Annotated in this window: 10 protein-coding genes; 4 read left to right on the top strand and 6 right to left on the bottom strand. The window is 63.4% G+C overall.

Annotation, left to right across the window (positions count from 1 at the left end):
* Window positions 1-20: 20 nt before the first annotated feature.
* Both WKV53_RS02620 and WKV53_RS02615 read left to right on the top strand, forming a co-directional pair.
* Window positions 21-4,619, top strand: a complete 4,599-nt coding sequence (locus WKV53_RS02620) for an Ig-like domain-containing protein (protein ID WP_341402789.1) — start codon at window positions 21-23, stop codon at window positions 4,617-4,619.
* A 251-nt stretch (window positions 4,620-4,870) separates the two neighbouring features.
* Window positions 4,871-9,403, top strand: a complete 4,533-nt coding sequence (locus tag WKV53_RS02615) for a lamin tail domain-containing protein (protein WP_341402788.1) — start codon at window positions 4,871-4,873, stop codon at window positions 9,401-9,403.
* Window positions 9,404-9,502: 99 nt separating this feature from the next.
* Here the strand turns inward: WKV53_RS02615 and WKV53_RS02610 are convergent, their stop codons facing one another.
* Window positions 9,503-9,802, bottom strand: coding sequence for a hypothetical protein (locus WKV53_RS02610; protein WP_341402787.1), 300 nt, complete (start codon window positions 9,800-9,802; stop codon window positions 9,503-9,505).
* Between the two features lie 112 nt (window positions 9,803-9,914).
* On the opposite strand from WKV53_RS02610, the gene WKV53_RS02605 reads away from it, so the two are divergent.
* Entirely contained in the window at window positions 9,915-10,433 is a 519-nt protein-coding gene (locus WKV53_RS02605) for a type II secretion system protein GspG (protein WP_341402786.1), read from the top strand.
* Between the two features lie 80 nt (window positions 10,434-10,513).
* Here WKV53_RS02605 and WKV53_RS02600 read toward each other — a convergent pair whose 3' ends face one another.
* The 5 genes from WKV53_RS02600 to WKV53_RS02580 form a co-directional block, all read right to left on the bottom strand.
* Window positions 10,514-12,232: an ABC transporter ATP-binding protein gene (locus WKV53_RS02600; protein WP_341402785.1), complete on the bottom strand. Its 1,719-nt coding sequence runs from the start codon at window positions 12,230-12,232 to the stop codon at window positions 10,514-10,516.
* Window positions 12,233-12,312: 80 nt separating this feature from the next.
* Window positions 12,313-14,460: a glucans biosynthesis glucosyltransferase MdoH gene (mdoH, locus tag WKV53_RS02595; RefSeq protein ID WP_341402784.1), complete on the bottom strand. Its 2,148-nt coding sequence runs from the start codon at window positions 14,458-14,460 to the stop codon at window positions 12,313-12,315.
* Between the two features lie 3 nt (window positions 14,461-14,463).
* A complete protein-coding gene (locus WKV53_RS02590) occupies window positions 14,464-15,054 on the bottom strand; it encodes a hypothetical protein (protein WP_341402783.1) in 591 nt (196 codons plus the stop codon).
* Window positions 15,030-16,580 carry an OpgD/OpgG family glucan biosynthesis protein gene (locus WKV53_RS02585; RefSeq protein WP_341402782.1) on the bottom strand — a complete coding sequence of 517 codons (1,551 nt, stop codon included), beginning with the start codon at window positions 16,578-16,580 and terminating at the stop codon, window positions 15,030-15,032. Before WKV53_RS02585 ends, WKV53_RS02590 begins: the two co-directional genes overlap by 25 nt.
* Before the next feature lie 250 nt (window positions 16,581-16,830).
* Window positions 16,831-17,451, bottom strand: a complete 621-nt coding sequence (locus WKV53_RS02580) for a DUF6766 family protein (protein WP_341402781.1) — start codon at window positions 17,449-17,451, stop codon at window positions 16,831-16,833.
* A gap of 44 nt (window positions 17,452-17,495) precedes the next feature.
* Between WKV53_RS02580 and WKV53_RS02575 the strand changes: the two genes are divergently transcribed.
* Window positions 17,496-18,857, top strand: a complete 1,362-nt coding sequence (locus tag WKV53_RS02575; RefSeq protein WP_341402780.1) for an NAD(P)/FAD-dependent oxidoreductase — start codon at window positions 17,496-17,498, stop codon at window positions 18,855-18,857.
* Window positions 18,858-18,859: the final 2 nt, after the last annotated feature.

Genomic DNA, 18,859 nt, shown 5'->3' with positions numbered 1-18,859 from the left:
GGTTCGCTAGTCACTTCCGCATGATCCCGGAGAAACCCAGAAGCCGGGGGCTCGCTCGAACCACTCTCCTGGTCGCGGCATGTTTGTGGACGGGCTTTCCGTCGCATGCAGCCGCTCAGACGGGAGGGCTCGATGCGCCCCAAGCGGTCGGTGCCTTTTTCAACAACACCTTTCCCCAGTCGGCTCCCGGCTCCGTGAGCGGGTGGCAGGCGGTGAACGCGTTCCCGAACCTGACGTTCGTGGATCCGCTTTCGATGAGGGAGATTCCGGGGACGAACCAGTTCCTGCTGGTCGGGAAGAACGGGCAGCTGTGGCGCTTCGACAACAACCCGGCGGTGACGCAGGGCCAGGTGGTGAAGGTGCTGGAGTGGGTGGCGAACACGCAGTCCTCGGAGGACCAGGGGTTTTACTCGGCGGTGTTCCATCCGCAATTCGGGCAATCGGGATCGCCGAACGCGAACTACGTCTACGTCTGCTACAACAACAAGCCGGCGCTTTCCGGGGCCGATGCGAATCATAGCTTCTGGCGCGTCTCGCGGTTCACGTGGCAGCCGGCGAGCGGCACGCTCGATCCGGCGAGTGAGTATGTGCTGATCAACCAGTATGACCGCTGCCGCTGGCACAATGGCGGTGCGATGTTCTTCGGCAACGACGGCTTCCTTTACGTCGACTGTGGTGATGGTGGCGACAGTGCCGAGGGTGGAGGATTGAACGGTGCCGATGGTGCGCTCAGCCGCACGCAGCGCCTGGACTGGGGTCTCTTCAGCGGGGTCTTCCGGATCGACGTCAACAACGACCCGACCAAGTCGCATGCGATCCGGCGTCAACCGCAGAGCCCGACCAACAAGCCGGCCGGTTGGCCCGCGAGCTTCTCGCAGGGCTATGGGATTCCTAACGACAATCCGTGGCTCGATGCGGGTGGCTCGCGGCTGGAGGAGTATTGGTCGCTCGGCCTGCGCAGTCCGCACACGATGCACTACGATGCCACGAATGGTGACATCTGGATCGGCGACGTGGGCGAAGGTTCGCGCGAGGAAATGACCCGCGCGCCCAAGGGCAGCAATGCGCAGTGGGGATTCAAGGAGGGCTCGATCAATGGACCGGGTGCGGTTCCAGCGCCGGTGATCGGGACGCAGGAAATCCCGGGGTACGATTATTCGCACAGCGAGGGTAGCTGCATCATCGGTGGCATGCGCTACCGCGGGGCGAAGTGGAATAGCCTGCTCGGCGGCAAGCTGCTCTTCGGTGATCACGTGCGGGGACGGATCTGGACTGCCACGCTCGACAGCGGTGGCGGCGCGCCGGTGGTGGAGGAGATCGTCAGCGGCTTCCATACCGGCGACAAGGCGGGGCTGGGGAACTTCTGCACGGACAGTGCGGGCGAGGTCTATCTGATGGATCTCAATGGGACCAACAATGCCGGCGGCACCATTCGCAAGCTGACCACTGCCGGCATCGCCAATGAGCCGCCGCAGTTCCTTTCGCAGACGGGTGTCTTCACCAATCTCGCGACGCTCACGACGGCTGCGGGTGTGATTCCCTACAGCGTGGCGAATCCGCTGTGGTCGGATGCCGCGGCGAAGAAGCGCTGGATCATCCTGCCGAATGACGGCTCCCATAACACGGCGGCGGAGAAGATCACCTTCAGCGAGGAGGGGAACTGGGTGTTCCCTGCCGGCACCGTCTTCGTGAAGCACTTCGAAGTGGCGCTGGACGAGAACAATCCGGCGTCGGTGAAGCGGCTCGAGACGCGCTTCCTGATCTGTACGGATGCGGGCGGGAAGTATGGCGTCACCTACAAGTGGAACGCCGCGGGCACGGATGCCGAGCTCATGACGAGCGGGCTTTCGGAGAGCTACAATGTGGCCCTTGCCGGTGGCGGGGTGGAGACGCGGAACTGGAGCTACCCGTCGCGTGCCGATTGCTTGCTCTGCCACAATGCGGCTGCGGGGCAGGCGCTTGGTGTGCGGACGCACGCGCTAAACAAGACCTTCCATTACAATGCGACCGGGCGCGACGCCAACCAGCTCGCCACTTTCAATGCGCTCGGGATGTTCGATGTGACGCTGACAGCGGCGCAGATCGAGAACTTCATCGAAGCCCGGGCGATCGACGACACCACCGCACCGATCGAGCATCGCGTGCGCTCGTATCTCGACTCGAACTGCTCGCATTGCCACCAGCCGGGATCGACCGTGCCGTATTTCGATGCACGGCTGGGGACGCCGCTGAAGGTGCAGGGGCTGGTGAACGGGGTCATCCAAGGCCACTTCGATCTCGGTCCGAATGGCCGCTACATGAAGCCGGGTGATGCGGATCTCTCCGCAGTCCATGTGCGGATGTCGAATGTGAACAACGGGGCCGCGATGCCGCCGCTGGCGAAGAATGTGGTGGATCAGAAGGCGGTGACTTTGGTGCACGATTATCTCCAGGGTCTCAATAGCGCGGAATTCATCCTGACGCCTGCGTCGCCGATGGCGCGCTACGTGAAGCTGACTGCGGGAACCACCGCTGCTGACACGGAGGTAAATGGCAATGCGTGGAGCTCGGTGGGCGAGTTCAGCATTCTCGGCGGCGATGGCGCTGCCATCCCGATTTCCGTGCTCTCCGTCTATCAGGTCGATAGCGAGGAGACGGTGAATGAGATGGCTCCCGCGACCCGCGCGATCGATGGTGACCCGAATACCTTCTGGCACACCGAGTGGGGTGGCCCCGATCCAGTCGGCCCGCACTTCATCACGATCGACCTGGGGTCGCTGCGCAGCGTGGGTGGCTTCATTTACACGCCGCGCCAGAATTCCCAGAACGGGAGAATCAAGGCATACAAGGTGGAGTACAGCACCGACGCGACGAACTGGACGCAGATGACGAGCGGCACGTGGCCGAATAGCACGGCGTCGCAGACCTACACCGGCCTGGTGGGTCACCGGAGGGCTCGCTGCCAGATCGCGGGTCCATCCGCCACGGTCAGCGGTCCCTTCGATGTCACGGTGGTATTCGACTACGATGTGACGGATTTTACGGCGAGCGACCTGCAAGTTACGGGTGGCACGGTCACCGGCCTGCGGGGCAAGGGCTACTACTATGTGGCTCGTATTTCACCGACGGCGGCGAATGTGACCGTGTCGGTGCCGGCCGATGCGGTGAATCCGGATGGCCTTGGCAGCCGGGCATCTTCCGCGCTCGCGGTGGGATATGTCGATAACCAGCCACCGGTGCCGGTGTTCACGAGCGTGCCGGCGCAGGTGAACGGGTCATTCCAGGTCAGCCTGAATTTCGGCGAGGCGGTGACGGGCTTGAATGCCGCGGACTTCACGGTGATCAATGGCACGCTCGGATCGATCGTTCCGAATGGCGCGGCCTACACGATCACAGTGACCCCGTCGGTATCCGGTGCGGTGGGATTGGAGCTGCGTGATGGGGCGGTGACCGACTTGGCGGGCAACGTGATGGGCGAAGGCAAGGTGGCTTCGACAATGTTCGTGCCGTGGCGCACGGTATTCGAGGCCGAGAGCGGGACCATCACCGGAGGATTCGTCCAGGTGGCAGATGCCTCAGCCAGTGGCGGGAATTACGTGTGGGTGCCGCAGGACAGCAGAGCCGGGGTGACGACGCTGAACACGGCGCTGAAGATCAGCTACAACGTGATCATTCCGCGGACCGGCCAGTACCTTGTGCACGGTCTGGTGAGGTCCGATGACCAGAGCAGCGACTCGCTCTACATCGGCTTCGACGGTGCGACGCCTTCCGACTGGCACACGAATCAAACGGCGGGCCAGGTGGGCTCGTTGCAATTCCTGTGGGATGTGGCGAACAGCTCGCGGGCTCCGGCGACGAATCCGACGATCTTCAACCTGACGGCAGGTTCCCACACGATGGAAATCTATGGCCGTGACGATGGCACGCGACTCGATCGACTGGAGATCCGGTCGCTTCGTCCGCTGCCATTGTGGAGCGGTCCCGCGCTGGTGATCGGGGGACCGTTCAATGCAACGCTGAGCTTCTCGGAGACGGTCACAGGATTGGTGGCCGGAGATATTTCCATCACGGGAGGGCAGATCCTTTCCGTGACGGGCAGTGATGATACCTACACGGTGCAGGTGCAGCCGACCGCGTCGACGGTCACGATGATGCTGCCTGACAACTCGGTCCTCGATTCGGGGGGCAGCGGCAACCATGCGTCGGAGAACTATTCGGTGATCTTCCGGACTACGTACGAGGAGTGGGCGCTCAGCCACGGGGTGAACGGATCCGCGGCCTCGCAGCTCGCGGACGAGGACGGTGATGGCATCGCCAAGCTGCTGGAGTTTGCCTTCAACCTCAACCCGACGGCCTCCGATCGCTCGACCTACAATCCCGCCGTGCTCCCGGGCTCGGGGCTGCCGCGGATGATCGTGGGAAGCGGGCCGACGCTCTCGCTGCAGTACCTGCGGCGGAAGGGTGTGGCGGGGCTGAGCTACACGGCGCAGTTCGGGGCGACGCTGGCTGATTTCGCGAATGCGAGCGGCACGGCGGTCGTGGAGAGCATCGATGACGACTGGGAGCGGGTGACCATTTCCGATTCCGGGGCTGGCGCTCCGAGCCGTTTCGGGCGGGTGGTGGTGACCTTGGCTCCCTGAGTCTCAGCGGGGAAGGGGAGGGAAATCGTGCAACTTTCCCTTTTCCCCGGTGCTGCTCCGAGAATCTTGTAGGGGAATCCCCAACTTGATGGGCTGCGCGGGGGTTTGGAATTGATAGAAAGGGAACTCGGGGGGATACCTGCCCCCGTTCCTCCGGAGCGCTTGGGTCGACTCACCCTTCGCTCCGCGCCCCCACCCCCCAGCATATGAGTTGTTTGTCCCCCCTGTTACGTACCCTCGCGTGCGCCCTCATGGCCGTTTCTGTGACGGCCAACGCTGCCATTCCCGAATACGGGACCGCGCCGGTGATCAGCGAGTTTCTCGCGTCGAACGGCACCGGGCTCGTTGACCAATTCGGCAGCCACGAAGATTGGATCGAGATCCATAATCCGACCAGGGCTGCGGTGAGCCTCAACGGCTGGTATCTCACCGGCAATATCACCAATCTGAAGAAGTGGAAGATCCCCAACGTGACCCTGCCGGCTGGCGGCTTCACCGTGATCTTCGCTTCCAACCGCGACCTGCGGGCCACGGCGAATCCGCTCCACACTAATTTCAAGCTCGGGGCCTCCGGTGAGTATCTCGCCCTGGTGAAGCCGGATGGAGTGACGGTGGTGTCGGAATTCAATCCGACCTTTCCTGCGCAGGCCATGGACATTTCCTACGGGCTGACTCCCGTGCCAGGTGATCCGACGGTCCTGCTGGAGGCTGGAGCGCGGGCGGATGTGCTGGTGCCGTCCGGTCCGCTTCCTACGGACTGGAAGCTGCCGACCTTCGTCCCGGATGCGTCTTGGAAGAACGGGCTCTCGGGAGTGGGCTACGACACGACTCCGGTGCCCTTCGGCGGAGCGAAGATCCTTTTCGTGGTGGATAAATCCGCGAATGCCGCGGCCAAGGCCGGTGACCAGTCAGTGGTCGATCGGCTAACCAATGTGATGGGCCACATCGTCACGACGGTGGACGACAATGCGGTGGTGGCCGCCGATGCGGCGGGAAAAAACCTGGTGCTGGTGTCTTCCAGCGTCGGGTCCAGTGCGGTGAATACCAAGCTGCGCGATGTCGCGGTGCCGGTGATCAACTGGGAGCGCGGCTTGACCGATGATTTCCTGCTCAGCGTGGCCGGCTCGGCGGTGAACAACCAGACGGACATCTATGTGACCACGGCGGGGTCCACGCATCCGCTGGGTGCGAACTTTTCTCCGGGGCCGCTGACCGTGCGCCCCACTTCGGGCACCTTCAATGCTGCCGATCTTTCGAACCTGGCGCCGGATGCGGTGGTAGTGGCCACGGCGGATACCGGGAAGCCGGTGATCGTGGAAGTGGCGGCGGGCAAGCGGCTGCGGGGCAACGTGATCGCTCCGGCGATCCGCATTCACACGTTCCTCGGCGACGATGGAGTGGCTGCGCTGAATGCGAATGGCGTCGCGCTTTTCGATGCGAGCATCACGCGTGCGCTGGGCGCCAATTTCGTGCCGCCACCGCCTTATCAGGATTGGATCAAGAACAACGTCGAGGCGTCGATGCACAACTTGAGGTCGTCCGCCTGCATGCGCTTCACCTTCGTGCCGGAGTCAGTCTCGCAGCTTCGCTCGATGCTGCTGAAGATGCGTTGTGACGATGGCTATGTCGCGTGGCTGAATGGCGTGGAGATCGCGCGCCGCAATGCACCGACGAATCCGGTGTGGAATTCCACCGCCACTGCGACGAGCCTGGGATCGGACTTGGAGACGATCGATGTCAGCGATCGTCTCGACTTGTTAGTCGCGGGATCGGTCAACGTGCTGGCGATCCAAGGGCTGAATATTTCCGCGACGGACGACGATTTCCTGGTGATGCCGGAATTGGTGGCCGCCACTGGCATGACCACGAAGGAGGAGTATTACACGACGCCGACGCCGGGAGCTTCGAATGTGACCAGCACGCTGGGCCTGGTGCCTGAGGTGGTCTTCAGCAAGGCGCGCGGTTACTTCAATGCGCCGTTTTCGCTCACGCTTTCGACGGCGATGACGGAGGCGCAGATCCGCTACACGACGGACGGCACCGCGCCGACTGCCACCACGGGGACGATCTACACCGCGCCGATCCCGGTGAGCACGACCACCACGGTGCGTGCCTGTGCGTATCGGGCCGGCTATACTTCGCTGCGGCCGGAGACCCAGACGTATCTGTATTTGCAGGACATCATCCAGCAGCCGGCGACGATTGCCGGTTGGCCGAATCCCATGATCAGCACGGGTGGTGTCGCCACCCAGATGCATGACTACGAGATGGACCCGACATTGACCTCGGATCCGGCGTTTCGCGAGGAGCTGATCGAGGGCTTCTCCGACATTCCCACGGTTTCGGTGGTGGTGAAGAAGACTGACATGTGGAACGCGGCGGGGGAAGGTGGCTTCTACCGCAGCACCGACCTCGAGCGTGCGGCCTCGGTCGAATACATCGATCCCGAGCACCCGAACGATAACACGCAGGCTGACTGTGGCATCCAAGGCCATAGCCACGACCGGATGAAGCGATCGCTGCGGCTTTCCTTCAAGGCGGCGTATGGGGACACTAAGTTCGACTCGGCGATGTTCACCGGTGTGCCGTGGGGTGGCGACAGGGGCAACCGCGCGGTGGACAACATCGTGCTACGCGGTGGCAACAACCACAGCTTCGCCCGGAGCTGGAATCCGACGACGAGCACCTACGGCGAGGACGAGTGGTATCGCGCCACGCAGATCGCGATGGGCCGGCCGGGAACTCCGGGGCGCTTCGTCCATCTTTTCATCAATGGCATCTATTGGGGGATGTACAATGCCGTGCAGCGGCCGGATGCGGACTTTGCTGCCAGCGAGTTCGGCGGGGACAAGGCCGAATGGTTCAGCGTGAATCACGGTGGTGTCCACGGCGGTGACAGCACGCGCTGGGACTATCTCCTCACCACGCTGGTGACGAAGAACATGGCCAACGCGGCGAACTACGCCGAGCTGGGCGAGTATGTCGATCTGCCGGCGTTCGTGGATTACTTGCTGTGCTCTTTCTACAGCGGGATGGATGACTGGCCGGCGAATAACTGGTGGGGTGCCAATCGGAACACTCCGGCAGGGCCCTTCGAGTTCTTCGGCTGGGATGGCGAGACGGCGTGGGGTGCTGGCAATGGCGCCAACCTGACCGCCTGGGTTCATCCGACCTTCCGATCGCTCAATCCCGTTTCGAGTGATGCACCGGCGGTGAAGATCTGGCACGCGGCACGGGCGAATCCGAACTTCATCGCCCTCGTTGGCGACCGCTTGCAGAAGCACATTTCGGCTGGCGGTGCGCTCAGCACCACGGAAGCTGTCTCGCGGTGGAACCGCATCAACGGCTACATCCAAGATGCGATCTATGGCGAGTCCGCGCGCTGGGGTGACACGCTTCAGGAGCCACCGTCGCGCCCGACCGTGGAATGGCAGAATGAAGTGAACCGGGTGCGCAACGTCATGCAGACCGGCACCTCAGCCGGCACGGGCACCACCGAGAACTCGGCCATCTTGAAGAACGCGATGCGTGCGCAGGGATTCTATCCTTCGATCGATGCGCCCACGTTCAGCCAGGAGGGCGGGGAAGTGGCTCAGGGTTATCAGCTCGGGATGGTGAATCCGAATGCCGGCGGCCTGATTTACTACACGCTGGATGGGACCGATCCGCGGCAGTCCAATGGCAATAATGGCGTTGCGCCGTCCGCGATTATCTACAGCGGTCCGGCGGAGATCGGCTACTCGCTCACGGTGAAGGCCCGGGTGAAGCAGGGGAGTGTGTGGAGCGCGCTGAACGAGCGGAGCTTCGTTTCGGAAAGCCCGGCTCCGCTGCGGGTGACGGAGATCATGTATCATCCGGCGCCGCCGAATGCCGACGAGCTGGCCGAGGGTTTCTCCGATGGCGATCAGTTCGAGTTCCTCGAATTCAAGAACATCGGGACGCAGGGGATTGATCTGACGGGAGCCAAGTTTTCCAGCGGTCTCACCTTCACCTTCGGCGAGAAGGTTCTGGCACCCGGTGGCACGGTCTTGCTGGTGGGGAACGCGGCCGCGTTTGTGGCCCGCTACGGCACCGGGATCGCCATTGATGGTGTGTATGAGGGCAATCTTGATAACGGTGGCGAGCGACTGCGCTTGAAGAGCGCCGCGGGTGAAACGCTTTTCGACGTCACCTACGACGATGCATGGCATCCGGGGACCGACGGAGTGGGACACTCGCTGGTCGCAGTAGATCCCACGGCCCCGCCGTCGGCATTCGAGTCCGCGGCCGGATGGCGACCGAGTTCGTATGTCAATGGTTCGCCGGGCGAGACGGATCCGCCGCCGCCGCCGGTGGATCCCCCTCATTTGACCTTGGAGTCGTGGCGGTTGTCCGTGTTTTCCTCTGAACAGTTGGAGAATGAAGCCATCAGTGGCGCGGAAGCGGATGCCGATGGGGATGGCCTGGCCAATGTGATGGAGTACGTGATCGGGACGGATCCGCTGGTGCCGAAGTCGGCTCGTGCGGGCTATGCCGAAGGCGCCGTGACCCGTGGCGCGCCGGATCTGATCCGGACGGCAGAGGGATGGCGTCTGGTATTCTGCCGGCGGAAAACGCCGATCGAACTCGAAGGGCTTACGGTGACTCCGCAGTCCGGTCATCAGTTGAATGACTGGGCGGCGCTTGTGGCAGGGCCGGTCGTGCTCGGAAGCGATGCCGACGTGGAGGTTCTTGCCGTGGATGTGCCGCTGGATAGTTCGCCCGCGGCGTTCTACCGGCTGGCCGTGACGGTGAATGCGCCGTGATGACTTGGGTGCCGGTCCCTTGGGGCCGGCAGTTAGGGACCATTCGGCCGGCCTGGAGACCGGCGCTCCCGGGGCTTGGCGCTCCGAGGGGTGCCGGACTTAATCCAAAGGATACTCGCCGTCTTCACCGATGCCGATCCACTTCAGGCGGCCGAAGGCGCGGAGGATGGCAGGGGCGAGTTCCTCGGCTTCGTCTTCCGAGTGCTCGATGGTGGCGGAGCTGGTGAGGCCGCGCATGGACTCGATGCTGATCACCGTGCGCGAGCCTTCGAAGTGGATCCAATCGCCCCAGTTCTTCGACTCGTGGCGCGGGTAGAGCTTCTCCTTGCGGAGCGCGTCGACGACCTCCTTGATCGTGCAGGGTTCTTCGGAATCGGGCAGTTGCAGGACGGTTTCCATGTGCGGGTGACGAACGTGGTGGGATTGTTTGCGAATGGAAACTCCACCGCGCCGCGAATACAAGTCGTCTCTCGCTAACAAATTTTCCCGGCTGTGGGTGTAATTACGTGCAATGGTTTGTTGGCGGGCACGACTGGTTTTGGTAGTGGTGATGTGGGGTGGTGTTGCTGCGGCGCACACGACCCGGCCATTGCAGGATTTCATCGCGATCGGCTCCGCCCTGAAGATGTTCAAGGTAGATGCCGGGCGATATCCGACCGAAGAGGAGGGGCTAAGGGCTCTTGTGGAGGGGCCTGTCAATTGGCCCAAGGAAAGGAAATGGCCGCAGGTTATGAAGAAGATTCCCACGGATCCATGGGGACATCCCTACTTCTATATCGCCTCGCCCAGTGCTGGTGAGGATTATGGTCTCTACTCGGGTGGTAAGGATGGTGTCTCGTATTCAAAAGGGAACGATCCCGATGATTGGAACACTTGGTCGGACCATGATCCGGAGGAGCATGGGTGGCGGGATTCGTGGATGAATCGGCTGAAGAAGAATCCGGTGCCGTTTTCTTTGGCGATTGTGTTGCTGGTTTTTGCGGTGGTGGAAGTGATTCGTGTGCGGCGTGGGTTGAGCCGGAGGACGTAGCGATAGAATATAGGGCGTCGCACGTGCTTCAGTCCGGCTGAAGCCGGGACTACGTACCCTTGAAGGCGGGCCGTGTTTAGTTATTCGCGAATGGAGGCTTCGCAGAGGCGGGCGTAGAGGCCGCCTTTGGCGAGGAGGTCGTCGTGTTTGCCTTTTTCCACGAGTTGGCCGTCTTCGAGGACGCAGATGAGATCGGCCTTGCGGACGGTGGAGAGGCGGTGGGCGATGACGAAGGAGGTGCGGTCGGCGCGGAGGGTCTCCAGCGCTTGTTGGACGAGGCGTTCGGTTTCGTTGTCGAGAGCGGAGGTGGCTTCGTCTAACAAGAGGAGGGGAGGATTCTTGAGGAGGGCGCGGGCGATGGAGAGGCGTTGCTTTTCACCGCCGGAGAAGCGGACGCCGCGTTCGCCGGCGACGGTGTCGAGTTGCTCGGGGAGTTCGCGGACGAAGCGGGCTGCGTTGGCGTTTTCGAGGGCTGCCCAGATTTCGTCATCGGTGGCATCGGGCTTCGCGAGGCGGAGGTTCTCGCGGAGGCTGCTGTTGAAGAGGAAGCTCTCCTGGGTGACGTAGCCGGTGTGGTCGCGGAGCCATTCCTTGGAGAGGGACTCGATCTCGTGGCCATCGAGCAGGATCTTGCCGCGGTCGGTTTCGTAGAAGCGCGTGAGGAGATTGAGGACGGTGGATTTTCCGGCGCCGGTAGGGCCGACGAGGGCGACAGTCATGCCGGGTTCGGCGAGGAGGGAGACTCCTTGAACGGCGGGCGAGTCGGGATCGTAGGAGAAGCCGGCGTCCTGGAACTCGACGCGTCCGGAGAATGTTGAAGGGCGTTCGCCTTCGGTGAGGTTCATCTCATCCGGGAGGTCGAGGATGTCGAAGACGCGCTTCGCGGCGACTTTGCCGCCGAGGAAGGTTTGAGTGAGGGTGTTGATCCGCGAGATGGGATCGAAGAGGAACCCCCATGCGACGAGGAAGGCCATCGGGGTGCCTGCCTCCATCTTGCCGTGGAGCACCCACCACGCGCCGGAGCCGAGCATGAGGATGATGCCGGACTCGGCGAGCAGCGATACGCCGGGCCAGACGATGGCCTGGCCTTTCATCACGCGCATGTGCTTCTCGCCGACGCGACGGCTGGCGGCGTCGAAGCGATCGAGCGCTTCCGGTTCCACGGTGTAGGCCTTGATCTGGCGAATGCCGGCGAGGTTGTCGTGAAGCAGGGCATTGAGATCGGCGGATGCTTCGGAGGATTCGCGCCAGCGTGGCTCGGCGCGCTTCGAGTAGAGGGTGGTGATCAGGCCGATGATCGGCAGCGGAGCGAGAGTGACGAGGGTGAGTTCCCAACTGTTGTAAAACATCCAGCCGGCCATGATCGCGAACTGGAGCACGGCGGGGATTGCCTGGTCGATGGTTTCAACGATCACGCGGTCGGTGGTCGGGACATCGCTGGCGACGCGGGACATGATTTCGCCGGACGAGTTCGTATCGAACCACTTGATGGGGAGGCGTTGGAGCTTGTTGTAGAGCGCGGTGCGGAGGTCGTGGATGAGCCGCTGTTCGAGGGCGTTGTTGCCGTAGGTGCGAAAGGTGAAGAGAATCTGCCGCAGGAAGATGGCACCGATGCCGAGTGCTCCGGTCTTGAAGAGCAGGTCCTGCCGCCCCTTTCCGATCACATCATCGACCAGCACCTTGGTGACGGTGGGAAGCACCAGCACGAGGATGGTGCAGATGACCGCCATGAGCAGGGAGATGAGCGCCCGCCACGGATAGGCGAGGGCCAGTTTGAAGACACGGAGAAGGACGGACATTTCTCCAACAAGAAGCCGCCATAATGGCGCTCGTGCAAGCGCCGCGTTCATAAGCCTGCTGCCAAAGCAGGTTGAAGCGCTTATTGATCCCCGTCGTAGCCTGCGTCGAGGCGGTGGCGGTAGCTTTCCACGGCCTGGGTCCAGGTGGAGTGGATGCCTTCCGCAGGGCGCAGCCACACGGCGCGGTGGAGCATGAGCATGCCGGGGGCGTCGTAGAGGAGTTCGTTCTGCTCGGCCTTGGTGAGGGTCTGCCAGCCATCCATGAGGCAGCGTTCGACGACGGCTTCCTGGCCGGGAGTCATTTCGCCGGGCTCCAACAGCGAGACGTGGACGCCATTGACATAGGGGTCCACCACGGCAGCGACAACGCCATGGCGTCCGGTGGCGGTGGCATCGAGCGCGGGATCGATGGAGGCCTTCGCGACGTCGGCGAGCTGCATCACGCTGGGGGGATTGAGTTCCTCCGGGGTGGCGAGGATCTTGCTTCTGAGCAGGGCCTTCCCCCAGCGGGCGCGGCTGGTCCAGACGGAGACGGGAATGCTGAGGATGAGGCCGGAAAGGATGGGCGCCATCCAGGCGGCGAAAGTGGGGCTGATGTGCCAGGCGAGGGCTGCCCAGGCGAGGCCGAGCAGGGTGGGCATGGCATGGACGGTGGCGGCCTCGCTCCACGAGGTGCCATCGGTATCGCGATTCTGGGTGCCCCAGCCGACCGCATGGCCGAGCACGATGCTAGCGACGATGGCGGTGTGGGCGACCATCACGCAGGGCGCGAGCAGCATGGAAAGCAGGGTTTCCATCAACGAGCCGATCACCAGCGGGATCATGCCGCCGAATGACTTGCGGACGCGGGAGCACAGGATGGAGCCGATCACCGCGAGGATCTTCGGCAGGAACAGCAGCAGGAAGATGAAGCCGGTGAGGATCAGGCTCTGGGTATTACCATCGATGTGCAGCAGTCGGTCGACCGGGGTGCCGTCGTAGGCGTAGTTGCTCAGGCGGCTGCCGGCGCGATCCCAGGCCACCCACGTGCCGAAGATGAGGAACAGGAACCACAGCGGGCTGCCGAGGTAGGCCATGATGCCCATGAACAGGTGGGCACGGACGGTGAGTGGCAGCTTCCGCGCGAAGATCAGCCAGAGGTGCTGGAGATTCCCCTGGCACCAGCGGCGGTCGCGCTTGAGGTGGTCGATCAGCGTGGGCGGGGCTTCCTCGTAGGTGCCCTCGATGTCCCAGGCGAGCCAGACTTCCCAGCCCTGCGAGACCATGAGTGCGGCCTCGACGAAGTCGTGGGAAAGGATCTTGCCGCCGAAGGGCTCGCGGCCTGGAAGGTCGGGAAGCTCGCAGAAGTCCGAGAAGGGCTTGAGGCGAATGAGCGCATTGTGGCCCCAGTAGCTGCCGCCGCCGAGCTGCCACCAATTGAGGCCGCGGATGAAGAGCGGCCCGTAGAGGCGCATCGCGAACTGTTGGAGGCGGGTGAAGATGGAAGCACCGCGGATCAGCTTCGGCGGGGTCTGGAGGATGCCGAGATTCGGATACGCCTCCATGACGCGGGTCATCTTGAGGATGTCCGCGCCGTCCATGAGGCTGTCGGCATCGAGGACGACCATGGCCTCGTAGCCGCCGCCCCAGGTGCGGACGAAGTCGCCGATATTGCCGGCCTTGCGGTTCGAGTTGATCTTACGACGCCTGTAGTAGATGCGGCCGAAGCCGCCGAGCTTGCGGCAAAGATTGGTCCAGGCTGTTTCCTCCAGCACCCACAGGTCGAGGTCGCGGGTATCGCTGAGGATGAAGAAATCGAAGGCCTCGATGTGGCCGGTGGCTTCGATCGAGCGGTAGATGGCCTCGATGCGGGCGCAGAAGCGGCTGCTGTCCTCATTGTAGACCGGCATCACCACCGCGTAGCGGCGGGTGAGGGGAATATCGCCCGCTTCCTCGGCGAGCTTGGTAATGCGCACCGCCTGCTTCTTTCCTAACAGGATGTCCCATGCGCCGAAGATGGCGTGGAAGGAGCCGAGCACGAGCAGGCCATTGAGGACGAAGAAGACGATCAGCAGGAGGCCGTGGGCGCGGTGCACGCCGAGGCGCTCGAAGAGGTCGTAGAGCCAGTAGGTCGCGATGAGATTGACGACCGTGACGCTGCCGAAGAACACCAGCCGTCGCAGCCCCGCGCGGAACGGGCTGAAGAACGGGCGGACCTGCTTGGGTGAATCTGGAGAGGTCTCAGCCATGGATCACATCCGGAAGATGAACCAAAGGATGCCGCCGATGAACGCCAGCAGGAAGAGGACGAACATCTTCCGCACGATCGGGCGGCGGTCCATGGTTTCCCACCACTGGGCGGCGCCTTCGCCGATCACGTTCAGCTCGAGCGGCTGGGGCAGCATGGTGAGCTGGGCGAACTGCGGGCCGGCGGCGAGGTAGGACTTGCGCATGGCCTCGGTGAAGGCGGGCGGCCACGGCTGCGGGGTGAGGAAGACGCCCTGCCATTTGCCAGGCATGTCGGCGAGCAGCAGCGCGAGACGGCCACGGGCGGCGAGGCGGCGGTTTTCCAGCGGCTCCTCCAGGACGTCCTGGGTCCAGCTCGCGATCTCGGTGAGGGTTTCCTCCATGGCCAGCACACGGGCCGGGATGCCGGGCTCGCGGGTGCCGCGGGCGGAAGCGCGCCAGAGGATGGCGCGGACCAGTTCGGCCACGAGCAGCCGGTTGCGAAGGCGCAGTGCCTGCAGGTAAGCCTCCACGGCCGCGTAGGCTTCTTCCCATTCCGAAAGCTCGGATTCGCTCAGCGGCCGCAGCGTTTCTAGGGGATGATGCGGTAGGCCCATGTCTCGGTCAGGAAATCCTCGCCTTTTTTCAGGCTGCAACGCAACTCCTGCGGCCCTACGTCCGCGAGTTTACCGCCTTCCGCGGCGGGAGCAATCTGGAAGGCGACGCGCCAGCGCCCCTCGGGCAGCGACTGCACCGTGGTGCCCTGGATCTTGATCTTGGTGCCTTCCTCGCCCTGGGCGGTGACGACGGCTTCCGGCGGATCACCCTCCCACTTGTCCAAGCGGCCGCCGGCGAACTCGATCGCCACGGTGCGCTGCTCCGGCTGCCAATCGTGCACGCCGGTGCGGGTCGCCACGACGCGGCCGCCCGCGTCAGCCGGATCCTCGGCCGTGGTCCAGTGCTGCTTGTAGGTGAATTCGATGCGCTCGCCGGGCTGCGGCGTGTGCGAAGGCTCCCACATCGCCACGATATTGTCGGCGACCTCATTGTGGGTGGGGATTTCCGTCAGGACCACCTTGCCGGAGCCCCAGTCACTGGTCGGCTCGATCCACAGGGAGGGACGCTTTTCGTAGGCGGCTTCCTGGTCCTCGTAGGCGGCGAAGCGACGGTCGCGCTGGAGCAGGCCGAAGCCGCCGCACTTGTCCATCGGGAAGACGCTGAACTCGAGGCGGCCGGTGTCATTGGAAATGGGGCGCCAGATGCGCTCGCCGCTGCCCATGCGGATGGAGAGGCCGTCCGAGTCGTGGACTTCCGGGCGGAAGTCATCGAAGCGGCGGCGGGAATTTTCGCCGAACCAGAACATGCTCGACATGGGCGCGAGGCCGAGGCGCTTGACTGCCTGGCGGGCATAGAGGACGGCGCGCACGGTCATGACCGTTTGCTCGCCGGGCTGGACAATGAATCCGTAGGCGCCGGTGTAGGATGGGCCGTCGAGGACGGCGAAGAGCATGGCGGCCTTGTCCTCCGCGACCGGCTTGCGCAGCCAGAACTCGCGGAAGCGCGGGAACTCCTCCTGGGTGCCATCGACACCGGTATCGACCGCGACGCCGCGGGCGGAGATGCCGTAGCGCTGGTTCTTCCCGAGGGCGCGCCAGTAGCTGGCACCTTGGAAGACGGCGAGCTCGTCGAAGTAGTCCGAGCGATTGAGCGGGTAGTGGAGGCGGACGCCCGCGTAGCCGGCATCCGGTGGCAGGTCGCCGCGCTGGCCGACCAGCCCGCCGTAGCTGAAAAAGGCGTCCGTCAGCCGGATCCGCTGGACGTGGGTCTCGGTGAATTCATTCACGCCGACCGGCTCGCGGAAGAGGTAGCCGGGGTGGAACAGCATCGCGCGGAAGGGGAGGTTTTCCGCTGCCCACAGGGCGCGCTCCGGCACGAAACGGATGTCGCGATACTGGTCGTAGGAGAGATTCTTCATCCATGCCGGGAGGGCCTCCTTGTCGGGCGCGGCATAGGGCTGGGCAGCCAGATCGCGGGCGCGCTGATCGATCTTCTCGAAGGTCACATCCTCGCGCTCCCAATCCTGCGCGGAAGCGAGCGGTGCCAGGGCCAGCGCGGCCGTTAGATGGATGATGCGGTGAAGCACAAGCCAGCGGATATCCGGTCGCGGATTTCTGTCAATCCGCGGTTGTGAGGGCAGCTGTAAGACATCCGGAAATTTCGCGTAAGGGCGGCTTGCCTTGGCCGGGTTGTCTCCCTGTCGACATGGCCGATTTTGCGTGTTCGGGGTGCTGCTGCCGGTGGCGGGACCATCCATGCATCATTCAACGGAGCGAGGGGTGTGAATTGTTGAAAATAAGAGGTTTGCGTCTGATTGTTTCGAGGGTGCGACGGCTTCAGTCGCCATTTTCCCAGTGGGACGCGTCCACGTCCTTGCTCTCGGGTGAGCCATTCTGACGGAGGAAAATGCTGAGCACGACGATGGCAAGGACGGCGAGGAACTCGCTTTGCCAGTTCTGGAAGGACTGAAACCAGAACTCCGCGTCGGTGAGGAATTCCCCGAGGGTGGCGGGCGGCTCGCCGTGCAAGAAGCGCTCGTCATTGAATTCCCGCCAGCCGCCGGTGGCGTGGATGACGAACGACAGCGCGAACAGGACGAAGAGGGCAAGGGACAACGAGTGGCTGTAGAGCCAGCTGGTCTCCTTGGCCTTTCGCTCCCGCTTCAGTTTTTCCGCGTCGTCCGGATTGTGCGACTCGGCCGATCCGCGTTGGAAGAAATAGGTGGTGAGAACGACATAGGCGCCCATTTGCAGGAACTCGCTTTCCCAATTCTCGCCAGTGGCTTGCCAGAAGTGTGCGCCGGTGAGGTAGCCGGTGTAGTCTTCAGCGGGCTGTCCGTGCTGGTGCTGTTCTTTCTGATACACGTGGAAACCGGTCACTGATTGGGCGGCCCAGAAGATCAGGAAGGCGAGCAGCAGCACGATGCTGAGGCCATTCTCGTGGAAGAGGCGCTTCATCGGCGATCGAGTTTTGCCATGCAGGGGAAATCATCGCAGGCGCCGTGCCGGGCGAGGATTTGCGCTGCGACGAGCCGTTAGTCGTCCGAGGAGGTGATTTGATCTGCAATCTGACCGGGGCGTTTGCAAATGGCAGCATTTGGCGTCTCCACTTCGACGTCGTTGGAAGAAGGAGTTGTTCAGGGCGAGGGTGGCGGATGGATTTGGTTTCATCACAGCCGTTCTGGCTTCTGAAAAATGGATTGCCGGCGCTGTATCCGTCATTGGAGCGAGACGTTCGCTGCGATGTGGCGATCATCGGTGCCGGGATCACAGGGGCGCTGGTGGCGGAGAAACTGTCCAGCGCGGGTCATGAGGTGGTGGTGCTTGATCGCCGCGACGTGGCGACCGGTAGCACCAGCGCGAGCACCGCCATGCTTCAGTATGAGATCGATGTCCACCTGACGGATCTCGCGGAGCGCCATGGGGAGGACCTAGCCCGGATGGCCTATCTCGCCTGCTACGAGAGTATTCTTCTGCTCGAAGAACGGGTCAGGCGGCTGGGGCTCGATGGCTGTGGCATGGAGCGAAGGGACAGCATCTATCTGGCCTCAAGCAGGCGCGATGCCAAGCGGCTGGAAGCGGAAGCGGAGGCGCGCAGCCGAGCGGGAATCGAGGTGGAACTCTGGCAGCGTGCGGATTTGATCGAGCGACTGGGCATCGACCGGCCGTGTGCGATTCATTCCACCCGCGCGGCCCAGGTCGATCCGTACCGGCTGGCCCACGGGCTTCTGGCGGAGGTGGTGAAGCGGGGCGGCTGCGTTCATGACCGGACAACGGTTAGCGCGGTTGAGGTGAGCCGTGGCGGCGTCGTCTTGCGCACGGATCGTGGTCCGGTCGTGCGTGCGAAGCGGTTGGTGATTGCGGCGGGGTACGAGGCTGGGAAGTTCATCGATCTGCGCGGCTGCGTCGATCTGAACAGCAGCTTTGCTCTCGCGAGTGAGCCGCTGCGGCCCGAGTCCCGATGGTGGCGGGGCGCGATGATCTGGGAGTCCGCGCGGCCTTATCTCTATGCCCGGGAGGATGCCGATGGCCGGGTCTTGATCGGCGGTGAGGATGTGCCATTTCGCGCGCCGGCGGCTCGCGATGCGATGATCCCCGCGAAGGCTGCAAAGCTGGAACGTCGCTTTCGCAAGCTGATGCCTTCCCTGGCGTGGGAACCTGCGTTTGCGTGGGCGGGCACCTTTGCGGAGACCCGCGACGGGCTGGCATACATCGGTGCGCATCGCGATCACCCGCTCTGCTATTTCGCGCTGGGCTTTGGGGGAAACGGCATCGTGTTTTCGCTCATCGCCGCGGAAGTCATCGCTGCCGATCTCGCGGCAAAAGTGCATCCGTGGGCGGGGCCGTTCCGCTTCGATCGCTGACC

The organism is Luteolibacter sp. Y139 (assembly GCF_038066715.1).
Taxonomy (GTDB): Bacteria; Verrucomicrobiota; Verrucomicrobiia; order Verrucomicrobiales; family Akkermansiaceae; genus Haloferula; species Haloferula soli.
The sequence above is the reverse complement of the archived record's forward strand: the minus strand, read 5'-3'. Positions and strand labels throughout refer to the sequence as shown.

Excerpts from the sequence above, each read along its gene's own strand:
- WKV53_RS02610 (WP_341402787.1), bottom strand. The coding sequence starts at position 9,802 with ATGGAAACCGTCCTGCAACTGCCCGATTCCGAAGAACCCTGCACGATC.
- WKV53_RS02580 (WP_341402781.1), bottom strand. The coding sequence starts at position 17,451 with ATGAAGCGCCTCTTCCACGAGAATGGCCTCAGCATCGTGCTGCTGCTC.
- WKV53_RS02600 (WP_341402785.1), bottom strand. The coding sequence starts at position 12,232 with ATGTCCGTCCTTCTCCGTGTCTTCAAACTGGCCCTCGCCTATCCGTGG.
- WKV53_RS02605 (WP_341402786.1), top strand. The coding sequence starts at position 9,915 with ATGGTTTGTTGGCGGGCACGACTGGTTTTGGTAGTGGTGATGTGGGGT.
- WKV53_RS02620 (WP_341402789.1), top strand. The coding sequence starts at position 21 with ATGATCCCGGAGAAACCCAGAAGCCGGGGGCTCGCTCGAACCACTCTC.
- WKV53_RS02590 (WP_341402783.1), bottom strand. The coding sequence starts at position 15,054 with ATGGGCCTACCGCATCATCCCCTAGAAACGCTGCGGCCGCTGAGCGAA.
- WKV53_RS02615 (WP_341402788.1), top strand. The coding sequence starts at position 4,871 with ATGGCCGTTTCTGTGACGGCCAACGCTGCCATTCCCGAATACGGGACC.
- mdoH (WP_341402784.1), bottom strand. The coding sequence starts at position 14,460 with ATGGCTGAGACCTCTCCAGATTCACCCAAGCAGGTCCGCCCGTTCTTC.